The organism is Serratia sp. CY33802 (assembly GCF_052169095.1).
Taxonomy (GTDB): domain Bacteria; phylum Pseudomonadota; class Gammaproteobacteria; order Enterobacterales; family Enterobacteriaceae; genus Serratia; species Serratia bockelmannii.
On sequence record NZ_JBJNLL010000001.1, the window covers coordinates 803995 to 818797 of the forward strand.

General features: G+C 58.8%; 17 protein-coding genes. 11 read left to right on the forward strand and 6 right to left on the reverse strand.

Translation table 11 applies throughout. The features are described 5' to 3' along the window. Nucleotides 1-199 precede the first annotated feature (199 nt). Both ACJ8HA_RS03790 and ACJ8HA_RS03795 read left to right on the forward strand, forming a co-directional pair. Nucleotides 200-1201, forward strand: coding sequence for a glycosyltransferase (locus ACJ8HA_RS03790; RefSeq protein WP_049209167.1), 1002 nt, complete (start codon nt 200-202; stop codon nt 1199-1201). A gap of 70 nt (nt 1202-1271) precedes the next feature. After that, complete coding sequence (locus tag ACJ8HA_RS03795; protein WP_025303152.1) at nt 1272-1511, forward strand: YoaH family protein; 240 nt, start codon at nt 1272-1274, stop codon at nt 1509-1511. A gap of 34 nt (nt 1512-1545) precedes the next feature. Here the strand turns inward: ACJ8HA_RS03795 and purT are convergent, their stop codons facing one another. Beyond that, nucleotides 1546-2724 (reverse strand): formate-dependent phosphoribosylglycinamide formyltransferase, encoded by a 1179-nt coding sequence (gene purT, locus ACJ8HA_RS03800; protein ID WP_049209168.1) that lies wholly within the window; start codon nt 2722-2724, stop codon nt 1546-1548. Nucleotides 2725-2970: 246 nt separating this feature from the next. Between purT and cspE the strand changes: the two genes are divergently transcribed. The 5 genes from cspE (at nt 2971) to yebF (ending at nt 5900) form a co-directional block, all read left to right on the forward strand. Beyond that, on the forward strand, nt 2971-3180 hold the full coding sequence (gene cspE, locus ACJ8HA_RS03805; protein ID WP_004927572.1) for a transcription antiterminator/RNA stability regulator CspE: 210 nt from the start codon (nt 2971-2973) through the stop codon (nt 3178-3180). A 147-nt stretch (nt 3181-3327) separates the two neighbouring features. After that, nucleotides 3328-4710 (forward strand): ATP-dependent RNA helicase DbpA, encoded by a 1383-nt coding sequence (gene dbpA, locus ACJ8HA_RS03810; RefSeq protein ID WP_043143580.1) that lies wholly within the window; start codon nt 3328-3330, stop codon nt 4708-4710. Between the two features lie 88 nt (nt 4711-4798). Then, a complete protein-coding gene (locus ACJ8HA_RS03815) occupies nt 4799-5122 on the forward strand; it encodes a YebG family protein (RefSeq protein WP_049209171.1) in 324 nt (107 codons plus the stop codon). Between the two features lie 39 nt (nt 5123-5161). Beyond that, nucleotides 5162-5470, forward strand: a complete 309-nt coding sequence (gene yqfB, locus ACJ8HA_RS03820; RefSeq protein ID WP_004927562.1) for a N(4)-acetylcytidine aminohydrolase — start codon at nt 5162-5164, stop codon at nt 5468-5470. Between the two features lie 70 nt (nt 5471-5540). Further along, nucleotides 5541-5900, forward strand: coding sequence for a protein YebF (gene yebF, locus ACJ8HA_RS03825; RefSeq protein ID WP_049209172.1), 360 nt, complete (start codon nt 5541-5543; stop codon nt 5898-5900). A 56-nt stretch (nt 5901-5956) separates the two neighbouring features. On the opposite strand, the gene ACJ8HA_RS03830 is transcribed toward yebF, so the two are convergent. The 5 genes from ACJ8HA_RS03830 to mdtH all read right to left on the reverse strand — a co-directional run bounded on the left by ACJ8HA_RS03830 (nt 5957) and on the right by mdtH (nt 10650). Beyond that, nucleotides 5957-6520, reverse strand: a complete 564-nt coding sequence (locus ACJ8HA_RS03830) for a lipoprotein (RefSeq protein ID WP_025303147.1) — start codon at nt 6518-6520, stop codon at nt 5957-5959. Between the two features lie 152 nt (nt 6521-6672). After that, entirely contained in the window at nt 6673-8313 is a 1641-nt protein-coding gene (locus ACJ8HA_RS03835) for an AarF/UbiB family protein (RefSeq protein ID WP_197770685.1), read from the reverse strand. Between the two features lie 34 nt (nt 8314-8347). Beyond that, on the reverse strand, nt 8348-8995 hold the full coding sequence (gene grxB, locus ACJ8HA_RS03840; protein WP_049209173.1) for a glutaredoxin 2: 648 nt from the start codon (nt 8993-8995) through the stop codon (nt 8348-8350). A gap of 127 nt (nt 8996-9122) precedes the next feature. Then, nucleotides 9123-9371 carry a hypothetical protein gene (locus ACJ8HA_RS03845; protein WP_442515208.1) on the reverse strand — a complete coding sequence of 83 codons (249 nt, stop codon included), beginning with the start codon at nt 9369-9371 and terminating at the stop codon, nt 9123-9125. Between the two features lie 73 nt (nt 9372-9444). Beyond that, nucleotides 9445-10650 (reverse strand): multidrug efflux MFS transporter MdtH, encoded by a 1206-nt coding sequence (gene mdtH, locus ACJ8HA_RS03850; RefSeq protein WP_197759036.1) that lies wholly within the window; start codon nt 10648-10650, stop codon nt 9445-9447. 346 nt (nt 10651-10996) lie between these two features. Here mdtH and rimJ point away from each other — a divergent pair, with 346 nt between their 5' ends. The 4 genes from rimJ (at nt 10997) to murJ (ending at nt 14793) form a co-directional block, all read left to right on the forward strand. Continuing rightward, a complete protein-coding gene (rimJ, locus tag ACJ8HA_RS03855; protein ID WP_025303142.1) occupies nt 10997-11581 on the forward strand; it encodes a ribosomal protein S5-alanine N-acetyltransferase in 585 nt (194 codons plus the stop codon). A 9-nt stretch (nt 11582-11590) separates the two neighbouring features. Continuing rightward, complete coding sequence (locus ACJ8HA_RS03860) at nt 11591-12238, forward strand: YceH family protein (RefSeq protein ID WP_060447819.1); 648 nt, start codon at nt 11591-11593, stop codon at nt 12236-12238. Next, nucleotides 12231-13151: a Gfo/Idh/MocA family protein gene (locus ACJ8HA_RS03865; RefSeq protein ID WP_060447818.1), complete on the forward strand. Its 921-nt coding sequence runs from the start codon at nt 12231-12233 to the stop codon at nt 13149-13151. Before ACJ8HA_RS03860 ends, ACJ8HA_RS03865 begins: the two co-directional genes overlap by 8 nt. A gap of 106 nt (nt 13152-13257) precedes the next feature. Continuing rightward, nucleotides 13258-14793, forward strand: a complete 1536-nt coding sequence (murJ, locus tag ACJ8HA_RS03870) for a murein biosynthesis integral membrane protein MurJ (RefSeq protein WP_043143599.1) — start codon at nt 13258-13260, stop codon at nt 14791-14793. Nucleotides 14794-14803 lie beyond the last annotated feature (10 nt).

Below are 14803 nucleotides of genomic sequence, written 5' to 3' on the forward strand. Positions count from 1 at the left end.
GGCCGTCTTGTGAAAGTTATCCCTTGTTGTGGAACGCTTTTCTTGTCGAAAGCATGAAAAGACAAACAAGATTAATCTTATTTAGCCTGCGGCGGAAATGTGAAGGTTCGCGTTTTATTTCGCTCGTGCGCTGAAGCGGTTTCTATTTTTTAAAAAAATAAAATTATCATTTTGTTACATTATTAGTGAAGAGCTACCTATGTCGTTAATGCTGAGCGTCATCGTCCCGATGCACAATGCGGGGGAGTTATTGGAGCCGTTCCTGGTCTCGCTGCTGGCCCAGCGCGAGCAACGGTTGGAGGTGATCATCGTCAACGATGGTTCCACCGACGGTTCGGGAGAGATCGCGCACCGTTACGCGGCGGTGCATCCGCATATTCGCGTGATCGATCAAGCCAATGCCGGCGTTTCTAATGCACGTAATGCCGGGCTCGCCGTTGCCCGAGGTAAATATGTGGCGTTTCCGGACGCCGACGATTTATTGGCGCCCGAGATGTATTCCACGCTGTTGGAACAGGCAGAACGACACCAATTAGACGTGATGCAATGTAATGGTGAACGCTATTTTACCAGCCAAGACGAATTACAGCCGATTTTTCCCGAGGCGCGTTTACGCACTACCGACGTTATCACTGGCGTTCAGTGGTTCGAACGTGCATTGAAGTCGCGAAAGTTTATTCATGTTGTATGGCTGGCAATATATCGCCTCGATTTTATTCGCCAGCATCGGCTTTATTTTGAGCCGGGGTTGCATCACCAGGATATTCCCTGGACGACGGAAGTCATGTTTAATGCCAAACGGGTCAAATATTTAAGCACGCCGCTGTACCGGCAACGGGTGCACGACAAGTCGATCAGTAACCGTCGTCGCACCGGCAAAGCGAACGTAGAGTATCAGCGTCACTATATGAAAATCGTCGAAATGCTGGAGCGGCTCAACCGGCGCTATGCGGGCACTGTCGCCATTCGTCCCGCTTTCCATTGGCAAATCACCCGTGAGGCGTTGGGCATTTGTCACAGTATCCGTCGTGAGCCGGATCCGGCCGCCCAGAGTCAGATTACCGAAGAGTTCTATCAGCGCGGCATCGACAGAGCGATGTTCGCCAATACGCGCGGCCTGAAGCAGGGGTGGCATGTCATGCTGTGGCGGCATCGCCTGAAGCAGTGGCGCAGCGATAACGGCTGTTCGCAACCGGCCTGAGCCACAAGACGTTGGGATCCGTCGCGTTAGCGCGTATACTCGCTCTCCCTTTTGCCGGAGAGAACGACACATGCATGCAGGTATGCCATTACTGAGCCACGCGGAGCAGCAGGAAGCGGCGGATCGCATCCATCAGCTGATGGAACAGGGCATGAGCAGCGGTGAGGCCATTGCTCGCGTTGCGCAGGAAATTCGTGAGCAGCATCAGGGCGCTCAGGTTGCGGTGCTGTTCGATGACGAAGACGAGCAGCAGGATGCCGCACCGGAGGCGTCGCGGGATGACGATGCTGAAGAAGACGAAGACTATTGATGTTATCGGGGCCGCGCAAGCGGCCCCGTGAGTGTCAACCGTTGACCACCACTGCGGTGGCGGCCTGTTTCGCTTGTTCCACCGCCTGTTCCGTGGTGTCCGCCGTCGCCAGCGCTACACCCAGGCGGCGCTGGCCGGCGATTTCCGGCTTGCCGAACAGACGCAGCTGGTTGTGCCCGCGCAGCGCGTTTTCCAATCCGCTGAAGCGCACATCGGTGCTGGTGAGCTGTGGCAGGATCACCGCCGAAGCGGAAGGGCCGAACTGGCGGATAGCGCCGATCGGCAAACCGAGAAACGCGCGCACGTGCAGGGCGAACTCAGACAGATCCTGTGAGATCAACGTAACCATGCCGGTATCGTGCGGGCGTGGCGACACTTCGCTGAAGATCACGTCGTCGCCGCAGACGAACAGCTCCACGCCGAACAGGCCGAAGCCACCCAGGGCTTTCACCACCTTCTCCGCGATAGCCTGAGCACGGCTCAGCGCCGTAGCCGACATACGCTGAGGCTGCCAGGATTCGCGATAATCTCCGTCTTCCTGACGATGGCCGATCGGCTCGCAGAAATGCACGCCGTCCACGGCGCTGATGGTCAGCAGTGTAATTTCAAAATCAAATCTTACCAGCCCTTCGACGATCACCCGGCCACCACCGGCACGACCACCCTGTTGGGCGTAATCCCAGGCGCTTTGCAGCTGTTCGGGCGTGCGGATCAGGCTTTGGCCTTTGCCGGAGGAGCTCATCACCGGTTTGACGATGCACGGGTAGCCGATGTGTTCGACCGCCTGCCGGAAGGCGATTTCACTGTCGGCAAAGCGGTAGCTTGAGGTGGGCAGAGCGAGCTCTTCCGCCGCCAGACGGCGGATGCCTTCACGGTTCATCGTCAGGCGGGTGGCTTCGGCACAGGGCACCACGCGGTGGCCCTGGCGTTCAAGCTCGACCAGCATGGCAGTGGCGATCGCTTCGATTTCGGGAACGATATAGTCAGGCCGCTCTTGTTCGATAACGGCTTTCAGCGCGTCACCATCCAGCATATTGATGACGTGGCTGCGGTGCGCCACATGCATGGCGGGGGCGTCGGGATAGCGATCGACGGCGATCACTTCCAGACCGAGGCGCTGGCATTCAATGGCGACTTCTTTACCCAGCTCCCCGGAGCCGAGCAACATAACGCGGGTGGCGGAAGGGCGCAGGGCGGTTCCAATCGTTAACATAGTGTCGTACCTGGATCGGTGAAAGTAAGCGGATTGATGATCGGCGGGCAGTATATACGAAAACGATTGCGTTCACAGCCGCTGCGCCAGGTTTGTTGCTAACTGACTGTTTTTATAACAAACAGAAATATTTTCCCTGCATGAGCGATTATGCGTTAATAACCGACGGCGAAAGAAGGCCTACATATCACAGGGTTTTCGCGTCTCGTGCCGTTAAGGCAGGTTTATCAAGTAAAGGAAACACAAATGAGCAAGATCACTGGTCACGTTAAATGGTTCAACGAAAGCAAAGGTTTCGGCTTCATCACGCCTGCCGACGGTTCTAAAGACGTTTTCGTTCATTTTTCCGCTATCGTTAGCGATGGGTTCAAAACCCTGGCTGAAGGCCAGCAGGTTGAATTCTCCATCCAGGACAGCCAACGTGGCCCTGCTGCAGCCAACGTCGTTGCGATTTAACGACTGCGTTGCCAAGAAACCCGCCGCCGGCGGGTTTTTTTATGCCCGCACCCCGTAACGCCGCCCATCTCTGTTATCATTTACCCCTGATTCGGCGCCAACCTGCGGGCGCGCCGCCATTCCATTCGTCATATAAGAGTTATCGCCGTGAGCACAGTTTCTTTTTCTTCCCTGCCGCTGCCAGCCGAACAGTTGGCCAACCTCAACGAACTGGGGTACGCCGAAATGACGCCGGTACAGGCCGCCGCGTTGCCCGCCATCCTGCAAGGGCGGGACGTGCGCGCCAAGGCGAAAACCGGCAGCGGTAAAACGGCGGCCTTCGGCATTGGTCTGCTGAACAGTATCGTCGTCGGTCAGGTCGCCACGCAGGCGCTGGTGCTCTGTCCCACCCGCGAGCTGGCCGATCAGGTGAGCAAAGAGCTGCGCCGCCTGGCGCGTTTCACGCAAAACATCAAGATCCTGACGCTGTGCGGCGGTCAGCCGATGGGGCCGCAGCTCGATTCGCTGGTGCATGCGCCGCACATCGTGGTGGGGACGCCGGGCCGTATCCAGGAACACCTGCGCAAGAAAACGCTGCAGTTGGACGAGCTGAAGGTGCTGGTGCTGGATGAGGCCGATCGCATGCTGGACATGGGGTTCGCCGACGACATCGACGATGTGATCAGCTATACGCCGCCGCAACGTCAGACGCTGCTGTTTTCCGCCACGTACCCGGCAGGTATCGAGCGCATCAGCGCGCGCGTTCAACGCCAGCCGCTGAGCGTCGAGGTGGACGATGGAGAAGCGCAGGCCTCCATCGAACAACGCTTTTATGAGACTACGCGCGATCAGCGCCCGGCGCTCCTGGTGTCGGCTATTCGCTATCATCAACCCGCGTCCTGCGTGGTGTTCTGCAATACCAAACGCGATTGTCAGACGGTGCTTGAGGCCCTGGAGGCCCGCGGCATCAGCGCGCTGGCGCTGCATGGCGATCTGGAACAGCGCGACCGCGACCAGGTGTTGGTGCGTTTCGCCAACCGCAGTTGCCGGGTATTGGTGGCGACCGACGTTGCCGCACGCGGGCTGGATATTAAAGAGCTGGAGCTGGTGGTCAACTACGAGCTGGCGTTCGATCCCGAAGTGCATGTGCACCGTATTGGCCGTACCGGCCGCGCCGGCATGAGCGGGTTGGCGATCAGCCTGTGCACGCCGCAGGAAATGGCACGTGCGCACGCGATTGAAGACTATCTGCAGATGAGCGTCGACTGGTCGCCGGTGTCCGAGCTGAGCGGGGCTGCCAACGGCTCGCTGGAGGCGGAGATGGTGACGCTGTGCATCGACGGCGGTCGCAAGGCGAAGATCCGTCCCGGCGATATTCTCGGGGCGCTGACCGGTGATGCCGGGCTGACGGCGGCGGAAGTGGGCAAGATTGACATGTTCCCAGTGCATGCCTATGTCGCAATCCGCAAAGCCAGCGCGCGCAAGGCGCTGCAACAGTTGCAGCAGGGCAAAATCAAAGGCAAAAGCTGCAAGGTGCGGCTGCTGAAATAAGCCGAAGGCGGGCGGCGGTTTGCCTTCCCGCCACGATCTATTTATACTGTACATAATTACAGTAATTTGAGTTTTTGAGGACGCACGCATGGCGGTTGAAGTTAAATATGTGGTGGTGAGAAACGGTGAGGAAAAAATGACTTTCGCGAGCAAGAAAGAAGCCGACGCCTACGACAAAATGCTGGATCTGGCGGACAATCTCGGGGAGTGGCTGCAGCAGGCACCGCTGACTCTGGATGACGAACAGCGCGAAGGCTTGAGCTTCTTCCTGGCGGAGAATAAGGACGCGCTGGGTCTGATTTTGCGTGGCGCTTCGCCGGCGGAAACCCTCAAGAAACCGGCGGAAAGCAAAGCGAAAAAAGCGACATCTAACTCAAAAGAGGGATCTGCGTCAGAAAAGCAAGCAGCATAATGACTTATGTTGCGGTGTTGTGATGAAAAAGGATCTAAAATGAGCCGTGAAATAACTTTCTTCAGCCGCTTTGAGCAAGACATTCTGGCCGGGCGTAAAACCATCACCATTCGGGATGCCAGTGAGTCGCACTTCGAACCGGGCGAGGTATTGCGCGTAAGCCGCAATGAAGACGGCGTCTTTTTCTGTTTTATCGAAGTGCTGTCGGTAACGCCGGTGCGCCTGGATGCGCTGACCGAACGCCACGCACAGCAGGAAAACATGTCGCTCGGCGAACTGAAGCAGGTGATCAAGGAAATCTATCCGGGCCTGGATGCGCTGTTTGTCATCGAGTTCGTCAAACGGTAACTCTTTGCCGAAACCCTGTTGTGAGCCAGGGATGGGCGCCCGGATAGCGCTAATCACAACGGGAGGACATATGAAAAAAATGGGTTTGGCTATCGCCTTGTTGGCCATGATGGGAGCATCAACTGCGGTGTGGGCGCAGGATCAAGAGCAACGCACTGCCAAGGTGGGGCAGTGTGCAGGCCTGCAGCCGGCGGATATCGCCGCCCAGGTCAAGCGCGACTTCTTGCAGAACCGTATCACGCGTTGGGAGGCGGACAAAAAACTGCTGGGCACCGCAACCCCGATCGCCTGGGTGAGCCCGGATGCCATCACCGGCAAGGATCAGGTGTGGCAGGTACCGTTGACGGTGCGTGGCACCAAGGCAGATAAAACCTACAACGTGACGCTCAACTGCAACACCGGCGAAATCGCCTACAGCGCGCCGCAGTAATACTGTTTTGCAATAAAAAGCCCGCCTGGTGGCGGGCTTGATGCATCAAGACGAGGTCAGTCGCTGAACGGGATCACCAACTCACCCGGCTTCACTTCCAACCCCTTCGCCAGTTTTTTGGCCAGCGCTTCGGTTTTGCTGTTGTCAGGATTTAGCACATAAGCTGGCTTTTGGTCGAAGTAAGACTTCAGTGACTGGTTCAGATACGGCGTCAGCGCTTTCATTACCGTCTGCATTTTTTCCGGCTGCACGCTGTAATCAGTCAGCTCCATGTCCTTCAGGAAAATGGCGCCCTGCGCCCGGTCGTAAACCGGCTGCGCCTTCAGCGTCAGCTTCAGATCCGCGGTCTGCGGGCCGAGAATCGACGTGATATTGACCTTGGCGTCGCCGGAAAGGGTAACTTTACCCGGTTCGCTGCGGCCGATTTGGCTTTGCAGCTGAGTCAGCACGATATTGGCGTCCACCAAGCCGGGCACGCCGATCTGCTTCTGATAGTCGTTGTGTTTCTGCAGGTAATCATTCACTTCCTGCTCGCTCAGGGTGTACTGGGTCAGTTGATTGCAACCGGCCAATACGCCGGCGAACAGCAGGGCGGCTGCGCCCATCAGGATCTTCTTCATTAATGCCTCATTGCGACTGCTGGCGAAAAGTGCTGCAGATAATTGATTAATCATTATAAACGTTCCGCCTGCGCGTGAAAACGACAGGCGGCGATGTGCAAAGGATAGTGCGCGCAAAAGCGGGTGAGACCTATCGGATAACGCCGAAAGCATCAGCGCCGCAATCGTAGCGCCAAGAGAATTACGCCGGCCACGCAGGCCGCGCTCCCCAACAGCGGGAACAGCGGGATGCCCCACAGCCGCAGCGAAGAATGCATCAGATAAGGCGCCAGGCCCAGAGCAAAAGCGGCGGTGACGATGGCGATAGCCAGCGTGACGGCGGCGCGTTCCAGCGCTTTGCTCAATTGGCCGAGGTTCTTGACGTTGATCTCGGCATTGAGCTGCCCCCGCTTCAGGCGACGTACCAACAACCGCAGGGTTTGCGGCAGCTCCTCTCCGGCGTCGAGCGCTTCCCCGCCCAGGGCCAACAACCGCTGGCGCACGGCGTCGGGGGCATAGCGCTGCAGCACCGTTTGTTGCAGCATCGGCTTGAGCGTGGCGACGATGTCGAAGGCCGGATCCAATCGGTGCAGTACGCCGTCGGCGGTGATTAACGCCTTGAACAGCAGCACCAGATCGGGCGGCAGCGCCAGCTGGTGTTCACGCGCCATCACCAGCAGGTCGGTCAAGGCTTTACCCAGCGTCAGGGTGGCGGCGGCCTGTTTGTCGAGAAAGTTTTGCGCCGCCAACTCCAGATCCAGCAGGTCCAACGGTTCGCTGTCCGACCAGGCGATCAGCGTGTTAACGATGCCTTCGGATTGGCGATCGGCGATGGCCTGCAGCAGCAGGAGCAACTGGTTGCGCCGCCGCTCGGACAGCTGGCCCACCATACCGAAGTCGATAAAACCGACGCGGTCACCGCTCAGCGCCATGACGTTGCCGGGGTGGGGATCGGCGTGATACAGCCGATGCTCCAGCACCATGCTCATAAAGGCGCGGGCGCCGCGTTGCGCCAGCAGCGGGCCGTCAAAGCCTGCCACCGCCAATTGCTGAGGGTTCTCCGGCGCGGTACCGGGCAAGTATTCCTGCACTAACAGACGCGGAGACGACCATTGCCAATAGATTTTCGGCACGACCACGTCGGGTTCTCGTGCAAACATCTTGGCGACGCGATCGCAGTTATGCCCTTCGTGAGTCAAATCCAGCTCGTGATTGAGCGCCGTCGCCAGCGCTCGGACCATCTGCCGCGGCCGATAGCGTGCCAACGTGGGGCTCTGCTGCTCCACGGTTTCCGCCAGCGAGGCCAGCAGCCGCAGATCGGCGTGGATGGTTTTCGCCAGGCCGGGCCGCAGCACTTTCACCACCACCTGTTCGCCACTGTGCAAGCGGGCGCGGTAAATTTGCGCCATCGACGCTGCCGCCAGCGGCGTGCGATCGAACTCGGCAAACAGGTGCTCGGGCTCGCCCCCCAGATCGGCAACGATCTGCGGCGCCAGTGTCTCCCATGGCAATACCGCCGCTTGGCTGTGCAGGCGATCCAGTTCGTCGGTCCAGGCCGGATCCAGGAGGTCAGAACGCGTGGCCAGGATCTGACCGAATTTGACGAAGGTGGGGCCCAGCGCCTCGAGCGCCTCCCGCAGCCGTTCAGGCAGGGTCTGTGCGTCCTGCAGGGCGGGCTCGCCGCGGACACCGCGCAGCAATGCCCCCAGGCCCAGCAAGCGCAGAACGTCTTGCAGACCATAACGAATCAGAACGGAGGTAATTTCCTTCAGCCGCGCCCGATCGCGAGCGGTGGCGAGCACCATTTTCAACATCAATACGCCATGTCCTTTTTGTGACTCTCGAACGTTATTGTTCCATATCCAGTAGCAACGGCACCTCGCTGCGTTGCGCCATGCGGTTGCGGTAGGCTTCCACGTTATCCGGCAGCGCAACCCCGGCGACGATCGACAACGAACGTAGCAGCGGGAACAGGTGAATGTCGTCCTCGGACAGCTCGCCGTTCACCGCGTCAGTGGAGACGATCAGCGGTGACAGGGTTTGCAGATCGGCCTCCAACTGGGCGATCAGATCGGCGCTGTTGGCGAGATGTTCGGCGAAATCTCCGATTGACGCCTGTTTTTTATCGATAAAGTACTGGCGCGCACTGGCGGTGGCAAACTCTTCGAAATCGGCATGCGCAATACGCGGCAGCAGCAATTTTGCGCTGTAACCGCCGACCCGCTGCAGCCATTCGGCGATAGCCGGGTTGGTGCGGCCGGTCAGGACCGGCTTGCCGTCCAACCCATCGACATAGCGTACGATATCCAGGCTTTCCGGCATCGCTTCACCGTTGTCTTTAATCAGAATCGGCACCATTTTTTTGCCGATCAGGTTGAACGGGGTCGTCTCATCGTCGTTGAGCAACGTGACCAGGCGAATCGGCAAACGTTTCAGGCCGAAAATCATGCGGGCTTTAACGCAGAATGGGCAATGATCGTAAATGAACAGTTTCATGCTTGCTCCGGGTTGTCAGGTTTTAACAGCAATAGTTACCACAGCTTATCGAGGCTGTCTTGACGTGCGTGTGTTGGATGGTGCGTTATTGCGATATTGCCCGCGCACCGGCACGGGCTAGAGGGCGTTATTTCTTGGCCGGTACCGAGTTGAGCACATCGATCAGGTGAATGCGAGCTTCTTCGAGGTCGATTCTGTCACGTTCGTTGGCGGCGGTGACGACCTGCAGCTGCTTGATAATATCGTCCTTCAGGCCGGCGTCGCTGGCGAGGATGTAGGCCAGTGCTTTTTCCACCAGGGTGGAACGCGCATAAATCATGCGCAAGTTCAGTATCATATGTTCGAGTAGTTGCGGTAATTTTGCTTCTTCGCTCATGCCGACGGGCTCCTGTGGGTGTTTTTACTAACAGGATAGCAGCTGTTGCCGATTCGGCCGGATTTCTATGGCGTTAACCGCCGCGCAGCATCATCGGGGCGCTGCGTCGTGGGCTGAACTGCCAGTACAGCGCCAGCAGCGTAGCGAAGCCTACTGCCCCAAGCAGCAACCAGGGCAGCTCCGGCATGTTCATCGTGCGTCCGGTATCGTACATCCAGCCGCCGCCGGTGTAACCCAACGCGCCACCCAGCGCCAGGCCAAGGCGACTGAAGCCCATATAGCTGCCGCGTGCACGCGGATCCGCCAGCGAAGCGCTTAGCGTTTCGCGCGCCGGCTCGGCGATAATCGATCCCAGATAGAAGCAGCAGATCAGTGTGAACACCCCCTGCAGGGTGGTGGCGAGGCCAATCGGCAGCAGGCTGAGCGTCATTAGCAACAGGCCCGCCATCAGGCGCTGCTCAAGCCGGAAGTGTTTTTCTCCCCAACGCGCCAACGGATAGAGCAGCGATAATGACAGCGCCGCTTCAATCGCATACATCCATTTTACTGCCGCCGGTGAACCGGCGATTTCGTTGACCACGATCGGCAGCATCAGCATCACCTGTACCGCCAGCATATAGTAACCGGTCAGCGTCAGGACATAGGTGAGGAAGCGGCGATCGCGCAGTACCCGCAACATGCCTTCCTTCATCGGTATACGCACGGTAGAGATGCGGTAAGCCGGCAGTAGCCAAGCGTTCCAGCCGGCGGCGAGCACGAAGATCGCCGCCCCAACCCAGCAGACAAAGTGGAAATCGTACTGCAGCAGCCAACTGCCGATCAGCGCGCCGACCACCGCTCCCGCGCTGTCCTGCATCATCAGCAGCGAGAAAAAACGGCCGCGTTCATGCGGGCGGGTCAACTTGATTACCAAAGCGGTGCGCGGCGGATCGAATAACGTGCCGCCGAGGGCGGACAGCCCGCAGGAGAACCACAGGATCCAAGGTTCATCGGCCATCGCCATGGTAGCGAAACCGGCGGCGCGCAGCAGCATGCCGGTGACGATCATCGGCTTGGCGCCGAAGCGATCGGCGATGGCGCCGCCAAAGATGCCGAGCCCTTGTTGCAGCAGCTGACGCAAACCCAGCGCGATGCCGACGATCAGCGCCGCCCACCCTAATTGATCGACAAAGCGGATCGAAATAAGCGGGAACACGACAAAGAAGCCTAAAACCACCAGCAGGTTGTCGAGCAACAGAAAATATTTACCCAAGCTGCGCGCTTGCGACACCAGAGACATGCATCACCATGAGCAATTAAGAGAGAGGGGGAAGGCAACCCCACCATTCTCTACCCAATTGCCGGGCGGCGACAGGGGCGGAGTAGATAATATTTTTTTATCGTCAAGGTGTTACCTGCACTGCAAAATGGGCGGAAAAACGCCGTAAAACGCGTGTTCGGCGATTTACTGAGCGACCGGGATTTTACCTCGGGGGCGGGCTACGGTTATATTGAATGCAGGGAAGTGCGGTTCTGAGGCGCTATTGGCTAAATAAAGTCATGGCATTAGATCGGCGCCGGATAATTAACCATGCGGCTTCCCAATAAATACTTCTTATCGAACCGTTTTGACTGCGGGGGAAATGATGTTCGGCTACCGCTCTGCATCGCCAAAAGTACGTCTTACTACCGACCGGATGGTGGTCCGTTTAGTGCATGAACGGGACGCCTATCGTCTGGCGGACTATTATGCCGAGAACCGGACCTTTCTCAAACCCTGGGAGCCGGTGCGCGATGAAAGCCACTGTTATCCGTCCGGCTGGCAGGCGCGCCTGGGGATGATCGCTGAAATGCAAAAGCAGGGCAGCGCCTACTATTTTATCCTGCTCGATCCGGAAGAGCAGGAAGTCCGCGGCGTGGCGAACTTCAGTAACGTGTTGCGCGGTTCGTTTCACGCCTGTTTCCTCGGCTATTCGCTGGGGGAGAAATGGCAGGGGCAAGGGCTGATGTTCGAAGCCTTGCAGTCCGCCATCCGTTATATGCTGCGCCAACAGCGCATGCACCGCATCATGGCCAACTATATGCCGCACAACCAGCGCAGCGGCGCATTGCTGACGCGTCTGGGATTCGAACGCGAAGGTTACGCCAAGGATTACCTGCTGATCGATGGCCAGTGGCAAGACCACGTTTTGACGGCATACACCAATAAAGAGTGGCTCCCCCCACGTTGAGGCCAAACGATGAAATATGAATTGAACGCCAAAGAGGCCCGGGTCATCGGCTGCCTGTTGGAAAAACAGGTGACGACGCCGGACCAATACCCGCTTTCGCTTAACGCCATTACCCTGGCCTGTAACCAAAAGACCAACCGCGAGCCGGTGATGGATCTGAGCGAGAGTGAGGTGCAGCAACTCCTCGATCTGTTGCTGCGCAAACATTTCCTGCGCACCCTCAGCGGATTCGGCAATCGGGTAGTGAAATACGAGCAGCGGTTTTGCAATTCCGAGTTTGGCCAGCTGAAACTTTCACCCGCCGAACTGGCGGTGATCGCCACTTTGTTGCTGCGCGGTGCGCAAACACCGGGCGAGCTACGCACCCGCACCAATCGGATGCACGAGTTCAGCGATGTCAGCGAGGTCGAGCAGGTGCTGCAACAGCTGGCCACGCGGGAAGATGGCCCGTTCGTGGTGCGCCTGGCTCGTGAGCCGGGCAAGCGCGAAAGCCGGTTCATGCATCTGTTCAGCGGCCAGATTGATGAAGCGCCGCCGGAGGCGTTCGAATCCGAGGAAGACAGCGAACTGAGCGCCAGGGTCAGCGCATTGGAAAACGAAGTGGCGGAGCTGAAACGGCAGCTGCAACACCTGTTGGCGAGGGATGCGAATGACTAAATTACGAGTAGGCGTGGTGGGATTGGGCAGTATCGCGCAGAAGGCTTACCTGCCAATCCTCGGCCAAGCGGCGGATTGGACGCTGGTGGGCGGTTTTTCGCCCAATCAGCAAAAAGCGCAGCCGCTGTGCGACAGCTACCGCATGGCCTGTTTCTCCCGGCTGGACAGCCTGGCCGAACAGTGCGACGCCGTATTTGTCCACAGCAGCACCGCCAGCCATTTTTCGGTCATTGGCGAGCTGCTAAACCGCGGCGTGCACGTTTACGTCGATAAGCCGCTGGCGGAAACGCTGGAGCAGGGCGAGCAACTGCTCGAGTTGGCCGAGCGGCGAGGCAAAACGCTGATGGTGGGGTTCAACCGCCGTTTCGCGCCGCTTTACCGGCAGCTCAAGCTGGAAATGAACCAGCCGGCCTCTATCCGTATGGATAAACATCGGGCGGACAGCGTCGGTCCGCACGATCTGCGTTTTACCCTATTGGATGATTACCTGCACGTGGTAGACACTGCGCTGTGGCTGGCGGGCGGACGCGAGCAACTGTTGAGCGGCAGCTTACGGGCCAACGCCGCAGGCGAAATGCTGTACGCCGAGCACCACTTCGCCTGCGGCGACACGCAGGTGACGACCAGTATGCATCGCCGCGGCGGCAGCCAGCGCGAAAGCGTGCAGGCGGTGACCGACGGCGCGCTGTATCAGTTGACCGATATGCGTCACTGGCTGCGTGAAGATGTACAGGGTGAGTTGGAACAGCCGGTGCCGGGTTGGCAAAGCACGCTGGTGCAACGCGGCTTCGACGGGGCGGTACGGCATTTCCTTGATGCCGTCGCCAACCAGAGCGCGCCGGAAACCGGCGGCGAACAGGCGCTGGTCGCCCAGCGGGTGGTCGAGCGTTTGCTGCGGGATAACTCTATGTAACATATGGCGGTAGCTATTCTTTTCCGGATGCGTAAACTGAGCCGATTGTTTCACTGACGCCTGCTGTTGCAGGCGTTGATATTTACGGTACCTATCAGACAACCACATGAACCTACTCAAATCCTTGGCTGCCGTCAGCTCGATGACGATGTTTTCGCGGGTGTTGGGCTTTGCCCGCGATGCGATCGTCGCGCGCGTGTTCGGGGCCGGCATGGCAACGGACGCCTTCTTCGTGGCGTTCAAACTCCCTAATCTGCTGCGCCGTATCTTTGCCGAAGGCGCGTTTTCGCAGGCCTTCGTGCCGATCCTGGCCGAATACAAGAGCCAGCAGGGTGAAGAAGCGACGCGCACTTTTATCGCTTATGTCTCCGGGCTGTTGACGCTGGTGCTGGCGGTGGTGACGGTGTTGGGGATGCTGGCCGCGCCCTGGGTGATCTACATTACTGCGCCGGGCTTTACCGACACGCCCGACAAATTTGCGTTGACCTCGGCGCTGCTGCGCATCACGTTCCCCTACATTTTGTTGATCTCACTGGCGTCGCTGGTGGGGGCTATTCTCAATACCTGGAACCGCTTCTCGATCCCGGCCTTTGCCCCCACGTTGCTTAACGTCAGCATGATCGGCTTCGCGCTGTTCGCCGCCCCGTATTTCCACCCGCCGGTGCTGGCGCTGGCCTGGGCGGTGGTGGTGGGCGGCGTGCTGCAGCTGGGTTATCAGCTGCCGCACCTGCGCAAGATCGGCATGCTGGTATTGCCGCGCCTCAAACTGGGTGATGCCGGGGTCTGGCGCGTGATGCGCCAGATGGGGCCGGCGATCCTCGGGGTGTCGGTCAGCCAAATCTCGCTGATCATCAACACCATTTTCGCTTCGTTCCTGGTGTCCGGCTCGGTGTCCTGGATGTACTACGCTGACCGCCTGATGGAGTTTCCGTCCGGCGTGTTGGGCGTGGCGTTGGGCACCATCCTGCTGCCGTCGCTGGCCAAAAGCTTCTCAAGCGGCAACCACGACGAGTATTCGCGCCTGATGGATTGGGGGCTGCGTCTGTGCTTCCTGCTGGCGTTGCCGAGCGCCATCGCGCTGGGTATTTTGGCCAAGCCGTTGACCGTCTCGTTATTCCAGTACGGCAAGTTCAGCGCCTTTGACGCGGCGATGACGCAACGCGCGTTGGTGGCTTACTCGGTAGGACTGATGGGGCTGATCGTGGTTAAAGTGTTGGCGCCAGGCTTCTATTCGCGGCAGGACATTAAAACGCCGGTCAAGATCGCCATCATCACGCTCATCATGACACAGGTGATGAACCTGGCGTTTATTGGTCCGCTTAAGCATGCCGGTCTGGCGCTGTCGATCGGTTTGGCGGCCTGCCTGAACGCCACGTTGTTGTATTGGCAGCTGCGCAAGCAGAAGATCTTCCAGCCACAGCCGGGTTGGGCACTGTTCCTCACCAAGCTGGTGATCGCCGTGCTGGTGATGTCGGCGGTGCTGATTGGTGTGATGTGGCTGATGCCGGCCTGGGATCAGGGCAATATGCTGGAGCGTTTGCTGCGCTTGGCGGCGGTGGTTGTGGCCGGCGTGGTGGCCTACTTCGGCGTGCTGGCCGGGTTGGGTTTCCGCCCGCGTGATTTTGCGCGCCGCGTCGCCTGAGCCGAATGCA